Source organism: Fictibacillus sp. NRS-1165 (assembly GCF_050468105.1).
In the GTDB taxonomy this organism is placed as follows: domain Bacteria; phylum Bacillota; class Bacilli; order Bacillales; family Fictibacillaceae; genus Fictibacillus_C; species Fictibacillus_C terrinigri.
The window spans coordinates 51,387-67,636 of record NZ_JBDPNU010000024.1; the positions used below are offsets into that span (position 1 = coordinate 51,387).

Annotated in this window: 15 protein-coding genes; 7 read left to right on the forward strand and 8 right to left on the reverse strand. The window is 40.8% G+C overall.

The window, feature by feature from the left end:
- The first annotated feature begins 393 nt into the window (after positions 1-393).
- Complete coding sequence (gene fbpA / locus ABHN01_RS10370; RefSeq protein ID WP_429875482.1) at positions 394-543, forward strand: Fur-regulated basic protein FbpA; 150 nt, start codon at positions 394-396, stop codon at positions 541-543.
- Here the strand turns inward: fbpA and ABHN01_RS10375 are convergent.
- From ABHN01_RS10375 to ABHN01_RS10410, 8 genes are all read right to left on the reverse strand, one after another.
- Positions 540-1,361, reverse strand: coding sequence for an ATP-dependent DNA ligase (locus ABHN01_RS10375; RefSeq protein WP_429875483.1), 822 nt, complete (start codon positions 1,359-1,361; stop codon positions 540-542). The two genes, fbpA and ABHN01_RS10375, sit on opposite strands and share 4 nt — an antisense overlap.
- A gap of 340 nt (positions 1,362-1,701) precedes the next feature.
- The gene (locus ABHN01_RS10380) at positions 1,702-1,956 is read right to left on the reverse strand and encodes a GlsB/YeaQ/YmgE family stress response membrane protein (RefSeq protein WP_283889288.1); all 255 of its coding nucleotides are present in this window, start codon (positions 1,954-1,956) and stop codon (positions 1,702-1,704) included.
- Between the two features lie 277 nt (positions 1,957-2,233).
- On the reverse strand, positions 2,234-3,022 hold the full coding sequence (locus tag ABHN01_RS10385) for a sugar phosphate isomerase/epimerase family protein (RefSeq protein ID WP_429875484.1): 789 nt from the start codon (positions 3,020-3,022) through the stop codon (positions 2,234-2,236).
- Positions 3,012-4,007, reverse strand: a complete 996-nt coding sequence (locus ABHN01_RS10390; RefSeq protein WP_429875485.1) for a Gfo/Idh/MocA family protein — start codon at positions 4,005-4,007, stop codon at positions 3,012-3,014. The genes ABHN01_RS10385 and ABHN01_RS10390 overlap by 11 nt, the downstream gene beginning before the upstream one ends.
- 41 nt (positions 4,008-4,048) lie before the next feature.
- Positions 4,049-4,861: a carbohydrate ABC transporter permease gene (locus tag ABHN01_RS10395; RefSeq protein WP_429875486.1), complete on the reverse strand. Its 813-nt coding sequence runs from the start codon at positions 4,859-4,861 to the stop codon at positions 4,049-4,051.
- A gap of 48 nt (positions 4,862-4,909) precedes the next feature.
- The gene (locus tag ABHN01_RS10400; protein WP_429875487.1) at positions 4,910-5,902 is read right to left on the reverse strand and encodes a carbohydrate ABC transporter permease; all 993 of its coding nucleotides are present in this window, start codon (positions 5,900-5,902) and stop codon (positions 4,910-4,912) included.
- Between the two features lie 27 nt (positions 5,903-5,929).
- A complete protein-coding gene (locus tag ABHN01_RS10405) occupies positions 5,930-7,249 on the reverse strand; it encodes an ABC transporter substrate-binding protein (RefSeq protein ID WP_429875488.1) in 1,320 nt (439 codons plus the stop codon).
- Positions 7,250-7,346: 97 nt separating this feature from the next.
- Positions 7,347-8,363 carry an NAD-dependent epimerase/dehydratase family protein gene (locus ABHN01_RS10410; RefSeq protein WP_429875489.1) on the reverse strand — a complete coding sequence of 339 codons (1,017 nt, stop codon included), beginning with the start codon at positions 8,361-8,363 and terminating at the stop codon, positions 7,347-7,349.
- A gap of 478 nt (positions 8,364-8,841) precedes the next feature.
- Between ABHN01_RS10410 and ABHN01_RS10415 the strand changes: the two genes are divergently transcribed.
- From ABHN01_RS10415 to ABHN01_RS10440, 6 genes are all read left to right on the forward strand, one after another.
- Positions 8,842-9,708, forward strand: a complete 867-nt coding sequence (locus ABHN01_RS10415) for a MurR/RpiR family transcriptional regulator (RefSeq protein ID WP_429875490.1) — start codon at positions 8,842-8,844, stop codon at positions 9,706-9,708.
- A gap of 243 nt (positions 9,709-9,951) precedes the next feature.
- Positions 9,952-10,989, forward strand: coding sequence for a zinc-dependent dehydrogenase (locus tag ABHN01_RS10420; RefSeq protein WP_429875491.1), 1,038 nt, complete (start codon positions 9,952-9,954; stop codon positions 10,987-10,989).
- Between the two features lie 24 nt (positions 10,990-11,013).
- Positions 11,014-11,841, forward strand: coding sequence for a class I fructose-bisphosphate aldolase (locus tag ABHN01_RS10425; protein WP_429875492.1), 828 nt, complete (start codon positions 11,014-11,016; stop codon positions 11,839-11,841).
- 12 nt (positions 11,842-11,853) lie between these two features.
- Positions 11,854-13,395: a xylulokinase gene (locus ABHN01_RS10430; protein ID WP_429875493.1), complete on the forward strand. Its 1,542-nt coding sequence runs from the start codon at positions 11,854-11,856 to the stop codon at positions 13,393-13,395.
- On the forward strand, positions 13,358-14,323 hold the full coding sequence (locus ABHN01_RS10435) for a 2-hydroxyacid dehydrogenase (RefSeq protein WP_429875494.1): 966 nt from the start codon (positions 13,358-13,360) through the stop codon (positions 14,321-14,323). Before ABHN01_RS10430 ends, ABHN01_RS10435 begins: the two co-directional genes overlap by 38 nt.
- A gap of 410 nt (positions 14,324-14,733) precedes the next feature.
- Positions 14,734-16,095, forward strand: coding sequence for an MFS transporter (locus tag ABHN01_RS10440; RefSeq protein WP_429875495.1), 1,362 nt, complete (start codon positions 14,734-14,736; stop codon positions 16,093-16,095).
- The last annotated feature ends 155 nt before the right edge of the window (positions 16,096-16,250 follow it).

A 16,250-nucleotide genomic window follows, 5' to 3' on the forward strand; every position in this document is an offset into this window, starting at 1 on the left:
TCGGTATTGATGTACTGGATCACCTATCATTAATGCGAAGGCCGAATACACTAGTCTGAAAGAAAAAGGCTATTTGTACATTTACAGGAAGGGAAGGAGTCTCCTTTCCTCTTTTTTTAGGGAGAGGCGAAAAATGATTTCTTTCGAAATTAAAAACACAAACAAATGTGCAAGCGGAAATGCTTGTGTTGCCATTGAAAGAACAAACACAACTTGTATGCAGTCTTCATAGATTAAAGTACTTCAGTATTCTGCGGAATGGTCTGTTGTCTATATTCAAACAGTTATACTAAAGATTTTTTTCGTCACTCCTTGCTGTAGAAGATGGGGACAACCTATAGCAGGCAACCGCTAGGCCAAGATAGAGACTGACTTAGAAAAGGAGGAGAGAGCTTGGAGGTAAGAAGGCATGTAATTATTTTAAATCTTCTGCAAATGGGTGTATGGAAAACAAGTGACGGAAGGCGGCTTACTACATTAAGGCTGGATGAATTGGAACGCGAATACTCAAAAATGTTGGACAAGAAAGATGAAAGGGTTTAGAGAAATTCTACAAAAGAAGGGGTTCTCAATAAACCAGCTTTTGTATAGTTCCGGAATTTCACTTTTGCTTTTATAGGATCGGCTGGAAAAAGAACAAAATCATCGTACTCTTCATATTTGGAACTCTGTGCCATGCTATACACTTTCTGGCGTGCGTGAGAAGGGGCGAATTCAAGTGTGCCGGCTGGCAATCCGGTGTCAAAATTAAGGATCCACCCAAATTTAGATTTACGGTAACCGGTGATCAGCACATCCTCGAAAGAGTAATTGATTACTTTAAGCCAGTTTCTTGAGCGTTGACCAACCGTATAAGAAGAATCTTTCCTTTTGAGGACAATTCCCTCTAACGATTGACTACAGCATAAAGAGAAAAGCTGTTCACTGTTCAAACCTGAAAGTGACTTTACCTTTGCGATAAGAGATGAGTCATCCGGCAACACATCAAATAAGAGCAGCTTACGTTGTTCTAAAGGGAGCGAGGTAATATCTTTGCCCTTGTAATAGAGAATATCAAAAACGCAGTACGTAATATGACCTTTAGAACGAAAGAACCTTTGCATGCAGGATTCAAAGTCGGGCTTGCCGGCCTCATCTGTAACAACAAGCTCACCATCCAGAATCGTGCCAGCAGGTAACGGATAAGAAAGAAGCTCACCAAAGCGAGCAGAAATATCATTTTTGTGCCGAGTGTAAAGTTTAGGCTTCTCGCCCATAGTTGAAAAAATAGCGCGAATCCCATCGAGCTTTAACTCAGCAATATAATTTTCACCATTAAACGGCTTCTCAATCTTATGTAGAAGCATCGGACTAACGAACATGTAGAACACCTCAAGTAAAGCGTATCATTACTGGATCTGTCATAGATAACAAAAAGACACTGGGAACTGATGGAAAGAAGAAGCGGAACATGGATCATAGAATGCGGGTTTCTTCGAATTGGGGGATGTGTACACGCTGCTTTCGTTCATTGAATCGTTTGCGGTGCAAAACAACTGTAATTGTTTGGCCCTGTCGTCCGGCACAGCACGAACAAACGCCCACCGGTTTTATGAAGCAAAGATGGGATATTCCAGGGTCTCCCATGTTTTTAAAAAAGATTTTGCAACATAAAAAAAACCGTTGCGCCTTTTGGCGTAACGGTTTTTTTAGTTATCAGTGTTATGCGTTTCTTCGCATACCACGCATAATTGCACTGACAATCAATACAACGACAATCGCACCGATAATCGCTGGTATGATGGCAAAACCTGCAACGGTAGGACCCCAGTCACCAAGGACTAGTCCGCCGAGCCAAGCGCCAACAAAACCTGCGATAATGTTACCAATGATTCCGCCAGGAACGTCACGTCCTGTAATTACTCCTGCTAACCAACCAATAATACCACCTATAATAAGTGCCCAAAGAAAACTCATTTGTGTGTTCCTCCTTTAAAAATTTTTGTTTTATTGTTTTGTACCGTAAAGATACCCATTGGCAAATAAAAATAAACTAAATAAAAAAAATCCTCAGACATGTGATAAGACAACAAGTTGATGAATTTAAAATCAAAGCCAGTACTTTCTGATAGAAAGTACTGGCTTGAACTTGTTCGTGTGACATAATTCAGAAAAACAGAAAAGATGGTGATTACTTTTTGAGATAAATGGTCCTTACACTCTTATATTGAGTTTTTACAAGTTCTTCAGTAAATTATGAAGCGACAATAGGTCTTAAATCGCGTAGGGACTCAGCAATGAGTTGCCTTGCATCATCTCCAAAATACTCGAGAGAAAGGTAATTGGAATACTGTTGGTCTTTTAATAGTTGTATCTGCCCTAGATGATTAAAATCACCTTCAAAGATCGAAGTTGGAACACTTTTGTCCCAGTCTTCAAAACACCAACGGTAATTTTTAAGGTGTACGTGAAAAATATGAGGATAAAATTCCCTTAAAACCTCCATGGAATCATAACCATCAATATGAAAATTGAATCCATCATAAATGATTTTGAGGTAGGGATCATTAATTTCTTTTATAAGCAACCGTAAGGAATCGAAACTGTCGGCAAAGGTGTTGTTATGGGTCTCGACCCCGATATACATTTTATACTCGTGAGCGAGTTTTAATGCTTCCATTATACTTGATAGAGTCTTACTCCATTCCACTAAGTTAGTTTGAATAGAGGGAATATGGCCAACAAAGGTACGAATAAGCTTGCATTTTAATATCGCTGCCCTCTGCATCATGTTCTCCATCTCTCTTAATTCCCGCTCGCTATCGTTTTTAGAGAAGTAAGTATACCCGCTTATAACGGGGACATGAAGGTTATGGCGGCGAAGTAAAAGCAATAAACCATCCAAATCACCATGAGTTTGTTCATAGTCCAAAATATGTTGGATCCAAAGTTCGATACCGTCTAGCCCTAGCTTATTCGCTAAATCGATGACGTTCTCGACCGGCATATCTTTGAAACCTGTAGAACACAGGCTAAGTTGCACAATATCCCTCCTTGATCATGATCACTTCTCTTTGTGTTTCACAAGATTGGTAGATGGCCTCCATCACAGCGACTACGTTTCTCCCGTCCCTTCCTGAGCATCCGGGTTCCTGGTCTTTTTGGATACACTTTAATAAGTCATTAAACTGCAGAAAAAACGGATCTTCTGTTTTTTCCAATAATACCTCGCGATAAGGTCCGCCCCTACTCACATGAATTTCCTTACCGCCAACCAGTTTCATCATACCGTTAGTGAAGATAAATTCTGTTTCATCTTTGGCGGCTCCTTTATAGCCGGATTGAGAGATGGTGGCTGTAATGCCTCCGTCTATTTCCAGAAAGATTAATCCACTCCCCTCAATATTGCCTCGATCACCGAAACAGGTTATGGCGGCCTTTACTCCTGTAATCATACTTTCGGTTAACCATTGGATTTTATTTACCGAATGTACACCGATATTCATTAAGATACCGCCTCCTGCCTTTTCTCGTTCAAAAAACCAGGAAGGACGTTCTTTCGCAAAGTAATTGAGATGGCGTGAATCATTAATCATAACCAGCTGTCCTAGCTCGCTGCTTTGAATGATTTCCTTTGCCTTTTGGTTAACGGCTTGATATTGCTGTATATGGCCTACCATTAGCTTTACCTTATGAGAGGCTGCCGTTTTAATGATTTCATCGCATTCCTGTACATTGAGGGCCATAGGTTTTTCCAACAGCAGATGACAACCCTGTTGTGCGCACCAGACGGCTACTTCTTTATGTAAATAATGGGGGAGACATATAACCACAATGTCTGGTTTTTCAAATTTAATCATGTTTTTGTAATCATGATAAGCAGTCAATCCGTAAATTGCTGAGTGTTTTTTTGCCTTCTCATATGCCGCATCAGCGATGGCAATGGACTTCAGCTCTTTTATTTTCGGAATCGCTTTTAAATGCCATTCTGCAATGCTTCCAGCTCCGATGAGAGCGACAGTATACATCATTGGATCACCCTTTTTTTCCTTTTTTCTGAATAAGACACTTATTTTACGCCAGATGAATTCGCTCCATGAACAAAGTATTTTTCAGCGAACCAAAAAACAACGAGAATCGGGATTAAACTCAAAAGTGCCGCAGCTACCAAGAACTGCTCGTTTCCAGTCCACTGGCCACCGAGTGATAAGATTCCTATGGGCAAGGTATAGTTCTCTTTCGATGACAGGTAAATTGAAGGGGAGAGGATTTCGTTCCATTTTGTCATAAACGTAAAAATGGCCAATGTGGCAAGAGACGGTTTACACATAGGGAGGAAGAGTCTCCAATACATTTGAAATGGGTTGCAGCCATCTAGTTTGGCGGCATCTTCGTAGGCTTTTGGAATGCTTAAAAACGCCTGCCTCAACAGAAAAATTCCAAAGGGCTGTCCGAGCCACTCGACCAGCCAAAGGGGAGTGAGGGTATCCAGCATCCCGACATGTTTATAAAGAATAAACGTTGGAATAATTGTCACTACCGGTGGAATCATCATTGTCCCTAGGACTAGAAAAAAAAGGGAGTTCCTAAACGGAAAGTTCAGTCTGGCAAAAGCGTATGCAATCATAGAACTAGATAGGAGAGCACCAACTATTGATAAAACCGCGACAATGATACTGTTCCAGGCATATTGACCAAAGTCGCCTAATTCAAAGACCTTTCTGTAATTGCTCCATTCTATAGGGTCTGGCAACCATTTTGAAGGGAGAGCGGAGTATTGGGCATAGCTTTTTAAAGAATTAAAGATCGTGGTCACGAAGGGAAGAAACATGATTAGGCAACTTAAAATTATGAATGTATAAGCAGAGATCTTACGCAGCATACGAACGCTCCTCTCTTTGAAAACCAAAAGTACGTGATGAGATCACATTTAATCGTAATGGACCCAACGTTTTTGAATCAATAATTGAAATAAGGTAAAGAGAAATAGAAAAATAAAAAGGATCCATGCAATGGCTGATGCATATCCCATATGCATAAATGTAAAGCCTTCTTTGTAAAGGTATAGCATAAGCACAAGGCTGGCATTATTTGGTCCACCAGCAAGGGAGATATCCGCCGCACCCCCAGTCATGACATAGATTTGCTCAAAGGATTGGAAGGTCGTGATCGAACTCATAATCAAGACAAGGAAGGTCGTTCCGGAAATCATGGGCAGTGTGATACGCATAAATTTCTTAATTATTCCCGCGCCATCCATTTCAGCCGCTTCATAAAGTTCTGGTGAAATGTTTTGCAATCCGGCTAAAAAGATAATCATCATGTACCCAACGCCTTTCCAGACGGCAATCGCCACCAGAAGGGGGATCACCAGTGCTTCATCCTGAAGCCATTTTTGAGGTTCCAGCCCCAACTTGATTAAAATTGAATTGGCGGTACCGAAACGAGGGTTTAAAAAAGCATCAACGACATAAAGAATAACCGTCCAAGAGGAAATCACCGGCAGAAAATGAGCCATTCTCATTAATTTTAAGCCTTTTAACTTTTGGTTGAGAGCGACGGCAAGGATAAGGGCAAGGATCGTTTGAGTGGGTACAAAGAGGATGGAAAAATAGATGGTGTTCCAGAGGGACTTCCAAAACAATGGGGCGTGAATAAGCTTTTCATAGTTTTTCAGCCCCGTGAATTCAGGCGGGTTGATAATGTCATAGTCAGATAAACTGAAATAAAGAGAGGCCACCAATGGAAACGCTACAAAGACAAAAAAATGAAGGAGGTAAGGGGAGACCATAAACAGCCCCCATTTCCCCTCAGATGAAAGTAACGATTTTCGCTTGAGCTTAAACGAGAGACTTGTGTTCCTTGATAATGGTATCGGTTGTTTTTTCTGTGCCAAATGAGAATTGGTCTTTAGTTCATCCATTCTTCGCATCCTTTCTTTTGTGTTTCATTATTTCTTATAAAAACTATCCAAGACGCTTTGAATGTCTTTATCTGCTTTCTGGAGCGATTCGTCAATCGACTCCTCCCCGGTAAACGCAGGGTTGATGTTATCATTGAATTTTGCCAGCCATTCCGTCCATACCGCATTTGCGTCTAGCGTCCCCGCAAATTCAAGGCTATCGATGAATACCTTTTTATTGATTTTCCCTTTTAGAAAGGCATCAGAATTGGCAACGGATTTTTTTACAGGAATCGCTTCTCCGAGATCTCCCCATTGTTTTTGCACATCATCATTCGTTACCCAGTATTTGATCCATTCCCAAGCCGCTGTTGTTTTTTGGTCATCCGCTTTTTTGTTAATCACCCAGGAGTTTGCTATGACAGGAGCGAAACGTTTTCCATTAGGACCTGTTGGCAGCAAGGTCACATCGTAATTTAATCCCGCTTCATTTGCCGCTAGCGTTCTGGCGTATAGACCGATCCTCATCGCCGCTGCCTGACTTGGAAACACATCGACAGGGTTTTTAAAACTTTTGATATCTGCAGGATCAGTGATGACATTTTTCTTCATTCCATCCACCATCCACTGAACAGCTTCCTTGTTTTCTTTAGAATTCACGATGGACTTTTTCATGGATTCATCAAGCACACCACCACCATAGGCTTTCATGACCGGAAACCAGCCTTCAGTAATGTTGAAAAACGTTAAACCGTATTGTTTAATAGACTTGGATTTAAACCCAGACTCATCCGCATACTTTCCACTCGTGTCCATTGTCACCTTTTCAGCCGCTTTCAAAGTGTCATCCCACGTCCAATGGGCTGTAGGATAACTCACTTTGGCCTTATCAAACATGTCCTTGTTATAGAAGAGAGCACCTACCTGAATGCCTTGAGGAACTCCCCAATATTGTCCTTTTGGGTCTTTGTTGTAATCAAACCCATAAAAGTCGTCTTTGTTTAAATCCTTTTCGATTAAGCTTGTGACATCCTTAATGGCTCCGCGTTCGGCGAATTTAGAGACCAAGACGCCATCTGAAAGCCAAACGTCAGGTGCATTACCGCCTGCGATTTGTGTATCCAGCTTTTGAACAAATTGGTTATATGGGGCCGTTTCAGTGACGATTTTAATATGTGGGTGTTTCTTCGTAAACGCTTCGACCAATTCTTTCATCTTTGCATCAGAGGTAGGGGATGAATAATACCCCAATTTGATCTCTACCTGATCAGAAGAGCCGCTGCTTCCTTTGCTTGAGCAACCTGAAAGAGCCATCAATAAAATGAACATTAAACAAAGCACCATAACCCCACACTTTTTATTGTTCATGGATATCCTCCCTAACTTTTTATCATGCGACTCTAAACAGCGGTTGATAAACAAATGGTTTTCGCAAATAGATTAGGTATTTAATATGACAGCGCTTTCAAAAGGATCCGACTCTTTCTTGAAAATGAGTAGGCTTATTAATGTTACTGCCACCCGTCTCAATCCACTGCACCGTCCAATCCATCATTTGACGAAGGGAAACGCGAGGGTAACCCAATAATTGATGGGCTTTAGAGGAATTGCTGAGTAGGGCGGTTTCTTGTTCTTCGTTGATAAATAGAGGATCTTTCCCTAACAATTCACTAAACCGTGTTGCTAGCCATCGAAGGGATACGGTTTCAGGACCTGTCACGTTTAAGGTAAAGGGAGGCGTTGAACAGAGGCCTAAAGCACGGATCGCCATTTCATTTGCATCGCCTTGCCAAATCACATTGACGTTCCCCATTTGTAGATCAATGGTTTTTTCCTCCATAATGGCCCTTGCAACGTCACTAAGGACCCCGTATCTCATGTCAATCGCGTAATTTAAACGGAATTGTACCATTGGAATATTGTATTTTCGGGAGAAGTATTCAAAAATACGTTCCCTTCCCAAACATGATTGGGCATACTCTCCAATTGGACTGGGAGGATGTTCTTCAGAGGCGCCTCCTAACGATACAGAAGTTAAGGGATAGACGTTACCTGTGGAAAAAGATACAATTCTGGACTGTTTAAACTTTTCTGCTATTCGGCCAGGTAGATAGGCATTCATCGCCCATGTGAAGGGCTCGTTTCCTGTTGTCCCAAACTTGGTGCCAGCCATAAAGATCACATTTTTTACATCTGGTAATGCGCCCAACTGTTCCTCATTGAGGAGATCAGCGGCGATCGTTTCAATTCCATCTGCTTCGAGTTCTTGCCGTAACGAATCGGAGCTAAACCGCGAAACCCCAATCACTCTCTTTTTCATTTGGAGCTTATCGATCGCTTTCTTGGCTAGCCGTGCCAGGCTGGGTCCCATCTTTCCCCCGACTCCAAGAATCAAAAGATCGCCATCTAGCGTCGATAGAAACTCAGGAAACTTATCCGAATGTTCAGTTAATTGATGTTCCAATTCGGCCACTGATTTCATAACTACCTCCTTGTCACGTTCCTGAATCCATATTAAGGAGTTCCTGCTTAAAAGACAAGTCTTTATTGAGTCTTTAAATAGGAGCCCCTCGCCAAGAAATAGCAAAAGGGGGAAACTCCTTCTGCTATTTGAATCCGTAATTAACGATGATATAATTTCCGTTCTTTTCAAATGGGACCTTAGCACCGTTTACATTGACCAGGGTTACATTTGGGCCGAAAAATACCTGAACGGCACGCGCGGTAGGGGACATAGAATTGCAATATATCCATGGTGGAGCCTGTTACCACGGCAGTTCCATAGGTGGGTGATGTTGCCATTCTATCCTTAATATATCCGTAAACGAGGCTGCCTTTTGTGATGGCACTATTGTTGTAAACTTTTTAAGTTGAGTAATTGTTAAGAATCTAAGTAGAAAATTATGAATCAGATATTATAGAATAGAGAATAGAAAGAAAGAGAAAGAAGAGGTCACGCAATGAGCGATTTGAGAGTAAATACAAATCCTGGCTTTTTCACCAGAACTAATGCGGCTATGTCAAAGTTAAGGGATTCAGAAAAAAAGATTATAGAGTACATTGAACAAAATCAAGAAGAAATTATCCATCTTTCAATAACAGAGGTTGCCGAAAGAAGTGAAACAAGTGAATCTTCTGTCGTTCGCTTATGTAAACGGCTAGGATACAAGGGCTTTCAGGATTTAAAAATAAATTTGGCCAAAGAAGTAATGACCCCAGAAAAAGTTATTCACGAAATTATTGAAAAAGGCGACGATGTTGTAACTATAAAAAAGAAGGTTTTCCAGTCCAACATACAAGCCTTATATGATACGATCGAGGTTTGTAATGATGAAGAAATAAAGAAAGCGGTCAATGCCATATCAAATGCCCGTCTAATCGAATTTTATGGAACAGGCGGATCAGGTACTGTGGCACTCGATGCGCACCATAAGTTATTGAAATTAGGGATAAAATCATTTGCCTATAACGATTCCATTCTACAAGCTATGTCAGCAAGCGTTTTAACCAATAAAGATGTGGTTATCGGAGTTTCTCATACGGGTTCCAATACAGATGTATTATCTGCTCTAAAATTAGCAAAAGAAGCAGGAGCAACCCTTATTTGTATAACTAACTCATCCAAATCCCCTATTACAAAGATTTCGGATATTGTATTACAAACAGCATCAAATGAAACCTTATTTCGAACCGATGCAATTTCTTCAAGGATCGCTCAATTAACCATAATTGATATTTTGGTCGCTGCTGTAGCTAACCAGAAATATGAAATGTACTATCAAAACCTTCAGAAAACAAGGAAATCAACGATTGATAAGAAACTTTAATCCGTAGTGAAAAAAAGTTTCTTTTTTTATTTATATTACTTGAAGGAAATTACCACCACATGTTATTATGGTCTCGTAAGTTATTTTCTGAATATTTAATCGATTCTTTAAAGTTGTATGAAAGCGCATCTGGTCAGAAATGAGGGGAGAAGATGCACATAAGGAGGATGTATATTATTTTATTCAGTTGCTTTGTTTAGGAAAATTTTTGCCAAAAAACCAAGGACAAAGGAGAAACAGGCCATGAAAGCAGCGGTTTTTCACGGTCCCAACGAACTTAAGCTTCAAGAGGTTCGAAAACCGGAAATCAATGAAGATGAAGTTCTTGTTAAGGTTAACGCTAGTGCCGTCTGCGGTACGGATGTAAGAATCTTTGAAGGAAAAAAGACTAAAGGTGTTCGAATTCCTTCGATTATAGGACATGAACTTGTTGGCACTATTGTCGAAGTGGGTTTAGAAGTGAAGGATTTTTCTAAAGGGGACAGAGTGGCGGTTATGCCTGTAATTCCTTGCAGGAATTGCTATTACTGCCTGAATGGAAGAGAGAATGTGTGTGCAAACCGAACAGCCATTGGATATGAGTTTGATGGTGGTTTTGCAGAATATGTAAGGATACCAACTGCTGCCCTGGAGGCTGGAAATCTTGTTAGAATTCCTGCTCATTTATCCTTTGAACAAGCAGTTGTTACTGAGCCGCTTGCCTGCTGTATTAATGGACAAAGAAAAGCAAGTGTTAAAATGGGTGACGTTGTCGTTATTATTGGCGGCGGTCCGATCGGCTTGATGCATGTTCAATTAGCTAAAATAGCAGGGGCTAGGTCTGTTGTTCTAAGTGAACCAATCGAGCATAGACGGGATAAAGCCACCCTGGCTGGTGCAGATGTTACGGTGAATCCTCTCACTGAATCACTGGAGAATATCGTATTAAGCCAATCCGATGGGTTAGGTGCTGATGTAGTGATTATGGCAATAGGAGTTCCGTCACTGGTCAATCAATGTGCCACCCTGCTTAAAAAGGGCGGAACATTAAGCTTATTTGCTGGATTCACAAATGGTGCAATGTCGGAAATAGATCCGAATGTTATACATTATAACGAGATTAATATAAACGGTACATCGTCATTAACAAGAGCAGATTACCACAAATCACTTTCTTTGATAACTACCGGTCAAATTAACACAGATGTTTTAACCACTACTGGCTACACTCTGGAGGATATTGAGAAAGCAATTATGGATGTGAAAAATGGAAATGGCATGAAATCAGTTATTACCCAATAAAAAGTGAGAATAGGAGTGTTGACGATGTCCTTTTTAGGTAAGGAAATTCGTATGAATCGCCTCTTAAATCAGGAATCTGGAAAGCTTTTGGCAGTGGCTGTCGACCAGGCAATGGCACGTGGGATTTTTGAAGAACTCATGCCAATCCAGCGTAAGATGGATGAAATCGTTGTTGGTGGTCCGGATGCTATTACCATGCATAAAGGAATTGCAGATATGTGTTACCGCCCCCATGCGGGTAAAACAGGCTTTATTTTAAAATGCTCTACCTTCTCACCGTGGCAGCCCAACTATGACGCATGGGTTACAGAGGTTGATGAAGCTGTACGTTTAGGAGCTGATGCCGTTTCAATGGGATGTATTGTTGGCGGTGATGACCAGCCGGAACAGCTGCGTAATCTTGGGATTATAGCCGGGCAGGCAGCGGCTCACGGACTTCCGATGATTGCCCATATTTATCCAAGAGGAAATCAAATTCCTGAAGAGGATAAAAATAATTGGAAGGATGTGGCCTATGCAGTTCGTGCAGGCGCTGAACTTGGCGTTGACATTGTAAAAACAAAGTACACTGGAAATCCAGAAACGTTCCACAAGGTTGTTTCCTCGACTCCAGGAAAGGTAGTCGTAGCAGGCGGGGATAACGGGAATAATATAGAAGATTATTTTCAAATGGTCTATGACGTAATTGATGCTGGGGGAGTAGGCATTACCTTTGGAAGGATCGTATGGAACAATCCAAATCCAACTGCTGTTGTAAAAGCCTTTAAAAATATTATTCATAATAAAGGTACTGTCAAAGAAACGATGGAGCTTTATAACGAGTTGATGGATTCACCAGTAACTTCATACTAAGGGTGATGAGCCGTGTCTCACATTATTGGAATAGATATTGGAACGAGCGGTATTAAAGTAGGTGCGATGAACAAGGAAGGAGCGCTGGAATTTCTTGAGTTCCAGCCTCTGTCCCTTGTTTACCCATTAATGGGTTGGGTGGAAATTGACTTAGAGGATACATGGAATAAGACGAAAACATTGCTTTTGAAAGTATGGGAGCAAGTAGATACCATTGGTTCAGTTGATGCCATTTCTCTTTCTACTTTTTGCAACAGTTCTGTGTTTTTAAATGAAAAGGGAGATCCCCTTTACCCCGGAATTGTTTACTTAGACCAAAGAAGCAGGGATGAATCTGAGCTTATTAAAGAAACTGTGGGTAAAGAGTTATTGTTTAACATCACAAAAAACCGAATAGAGCCTGGGATGTATACGGTTACAACACATCTATGGTTTAAGAACCATTATCCCGATTTGTATCAACAAACATATAAGTGGGGAAACCTTTCAACATTTATTTTGCACAAACTCACAGGGAACTTTTTAATGGATTGGACACAATGTTCCTACACTGGAATTTTTGATATTGAAAAATATAATTGGTCACCAGAAATCTACGAGAAGGTGGGTATTGATGCCAGGAAGCTTCCTGAGGTTGTGGATCCGAGTTCGGTTATTGGAAACTTCCTGCCTGATTTTTCATCTTATAGTATTCCGGTTATAGCAGGGGCGGCTGATACAGCCTGTTCAGCAGCTGCACTTGGTCTCGGCGTGAATGAAATGTTTGAATCCGTTGGAACCTCAAATGTTTTAACCGTCTGTACAGATCAGCCTGATTGTTTGGATAAGCGATTTTTGAATAGATGCCATGTTATGAAAAATCGTTGGCTGTCCCATGGAGCAATGTCTTTCCCCGGTTTAGCCATCCAATGGTTCTACGAGCAGTTTTTAAAACCGGAAGGCCATTCAAAACGTATTTTAGAGGATTTGCCCAAGCAATCGATTGCGGGTGCGAACGGTGTATTCTTCCTGCCGTATATGCAGGGGGAACGAGTACCGATTTGGGATACTAACGCACGTGGGGTCTTTGTAGGCATCCATTTGAATACTGTAAAAGCCGATATGTATCGTGCCATTTTGGAAGGTTGTTCATATGGTCTAAGACAGATCTATGAAATTATTGAAGAGTGTTACAAATTACAGGCAGAAAGCTTCTCTTCCATCGGCGGGGGATCTAAAAACAGGGAATGGGCCCAAATCAAAGCGAATGTTCTGGAGAAAAAAATTAAGATTAAAGCTATTTCCGAAACGGGTGTATTAGGAGCCTGTATCATAGCCGGCACCACTATTGGCTATTTTTCCTCTCTGGAAGAAGCAGCTACTGCTATAGGGAATGGAACCATATATACGGCTAAGCCTGAGGTCGGCATGCGGGAAACGTATTCTCAGCTTTATCATATATTCAACGAATTGTATCCTTCATTAAAAACTTTCTTTGCAATTAGCACAGGACAAAGTGCCAAAGGTGGAGTAGAAGTTGAGACCAACCATATATATAACGAGATTACTACCTAAGGATGTAATCGACAAACTTTCAATCGATTTAAATGTAAGGATGTGGGAAGAGGAGGAAATCCCGGTACCGAGGGAAATTTTACTCAGGGAAATTAAAAATGCAGATGGCCTCTTATGCTTATTGACAGACATGGTTGATGAAGAGGTCATTAATGAAGCAACCCGTTTAAAGATTATTAGTAACATGGCAGTCGGCTTTAATAATATCGATATACACTCGGCTCAAAAAAAGGGGATTATTGTAACTAATACTCCTGGTGTACTCACTGAAACAACAGCAGATTTAACGTTTGCTCTTTTAATGGCCACAGCCCGGAGACTCATGTATGCGTCTGACTTTCTTCGCAAAGGGGAATGGGGTGCATGGTCCCCGATGCAGCATACAGGCCAGGATATATATGGTGCAACGTTAGGGATAGTTGGATTAGGAAGAATAGGGGAAGCGCTTGTAAAGCGGGCGAAAGGATTTAACATGAATGTCCTTTATTATAATCGCACGCGTAAGTATGATAAAGAGCGGGAGCTGGGAATCCATTTCAGGGAACTACGAGAATTATTGCGGCAGGCTGATTATGTCTGCCTTCTCCTACCGTTTAGTGATGAAATTTACCACTTGATTGGGAAAGAGGAATTATCTCTAATGAAAAGCAATGCCGTTCTCATAAATACTGCAAGAGGCGGGATTGTTGATGAAGAAGCATTATTTGATGCATTAAAGAATGGTGAAATTTGGGCTGCTGGCCTTGATGTATTTGAGGAGGAACCGGTCCCTTCTGATCATCCTTTACTTTCCCTACCTAATGTTGTCACGCTTCCTCATATCGGAAGTGCAAGTGTTCAAACAAGAATGAACATGGCCAATTTAGCTGCTGATAATATTCTGAATGTTCTAAATGAAAAAAAGCCAATTACCCCAGTTAATCTTTAAAAAATGATTATTTCTCATATCGCAGGAAGACAAAGATATAGTGATCCTACAGATATAGGACACTTTGCATGAGTAGGTAAATATAAGCTTTTGCTTTCTCTTACGATAACATGGCTGCACCAAAAATTGCTGATAATAGGAGTATTACAGGAAAGAATGACCATGGAGAAACATCCAGAAAGATTATTTGTTAAATAAACCACTATCGAAAAGCTGCAGGATTAAACGGATTAGTAGAACTGTTGGTTAGTGAACTGCTCGGATGATCGCAAGAGTAGATATTATTTTTAATTTTTTATGTCTGAATAGTTTGAAAATTAATGCCTGGTTTGTTCTTTACACCCAGATACTTACTTATGTGAATCTGATTTTTTTATATCATTTTAATTTATTGTTGGAGGGTGAAAATGATGGCAGTACCTCAATCCAAAATTAAGGCTGTACCATCAACAAAGACAAAATCAAGCTTTCGCTGGGTAGTCCTGACTATTATTTTTGGTGCCTATTTTGTATGTTACGCTGACCGAACGAATATTGGAGTTGTTTTACCGTTTATTCAAAAAGAGTTTACTCTAAATAACTTCCAGGCTGGTGCGATTGCGAGTTTCTTTTTCCTGGGATATGCCATTACACAAATTCCGGCCGGTTTTGCTCTAGGTAAAAAGGGGTCAAGGGGTATAGGTGCACTTGCAATCCTTGCCTTCTCACTTGTAACATTCCTACTTGGTACAGTAAAAAGTGCAACCTCTTTGGTATTGCTTCGTTTAGGATTAGGGATTGCAGAAGGACCTGCACCTGTGACTATGACTTCTACAATTAACCAGTGGTTCCCTGCTAAGGAGAAGGCTACGGCTACAGGTGTATATATTGCCTCAACCCAGCTGGCGCCGATTGTGGTTCCTATTATCGCTTCATGGATAGCTGTCACCCAAGGCTGGCGATCTGTGTTCTATTGGTTTGCTATACCGGGTATTATTATGGCAGTCATCTGGTATGCTTTTGTAAGAACTAAACCTGAGGATTCTCCAAATGTTTCCGAAGCGGAAGCTAGGTATATTCGTGAAAGTCAAGCAATCCAAGTAAATTCTGGCAAGGAAAAATCCTTTGGCTGGCTCGATAAATTCATTCGTTATCAAAAAGTAGCACCTTTAACTACATTTAAAAGTGTCTTTGCTTCCTGGAATATTTGGGGAAATACCCTTACTTATTTTTTAATGAACAGTGTAATATATGGAATTTTGACTTGGGTTCCAAGTTATTTGGTGAATGCAAAAGGGTACTCTTTTATGAAAATGGGATTCGTAGCATCGATGCCGGCTGTTGGCGGTTTATTGGGAGCTATTCTGGGCGGATTTTTATCAGATAAAGTTTTCGAGAAAAGACGCAAACCTACTATGTTAATAACTGCTACTGCTGCAGCCGTCATGATGTTTGTTATTATCAATATTCCGGATAACGGAGCGCTTGTTGCTCTCTGTCTGGGTCTTGCTGGTTTCTTCCTTAATATAGGCTGGCCTGCTTTTACGGCATATCCAATGGGTTTAACCACCAGAGATACCTACCCAGTAGCGATAGCTACAGTAAACAGCGGCGGCAATCTTGGCGGTTTTTTTTCCCCAATGATCGTAGGAGCTATTTTGGATACAACAAACAATTATAACCTTGCGTTTGGTTACTTTGGATTCCTACTTATTCTTGGATTCCTAATCATTCTAAGTTTAAAAGAACCAATTCAGCATGAATATAAAACTTCACAAACTTCAGCCCCCTGACCGTTCTTTTCGCAAAGATTGATGTCCCTTCAAACAAAGAAGGGCGCTGTTAATACTATGGAAGCAGTTTATGAAATTCAACGTATCAAAGGCAATATAACTTAATGACTGTCAAACAGTAAAACCCGCTTTCAAATTTTCATTTGAGAGCGGGT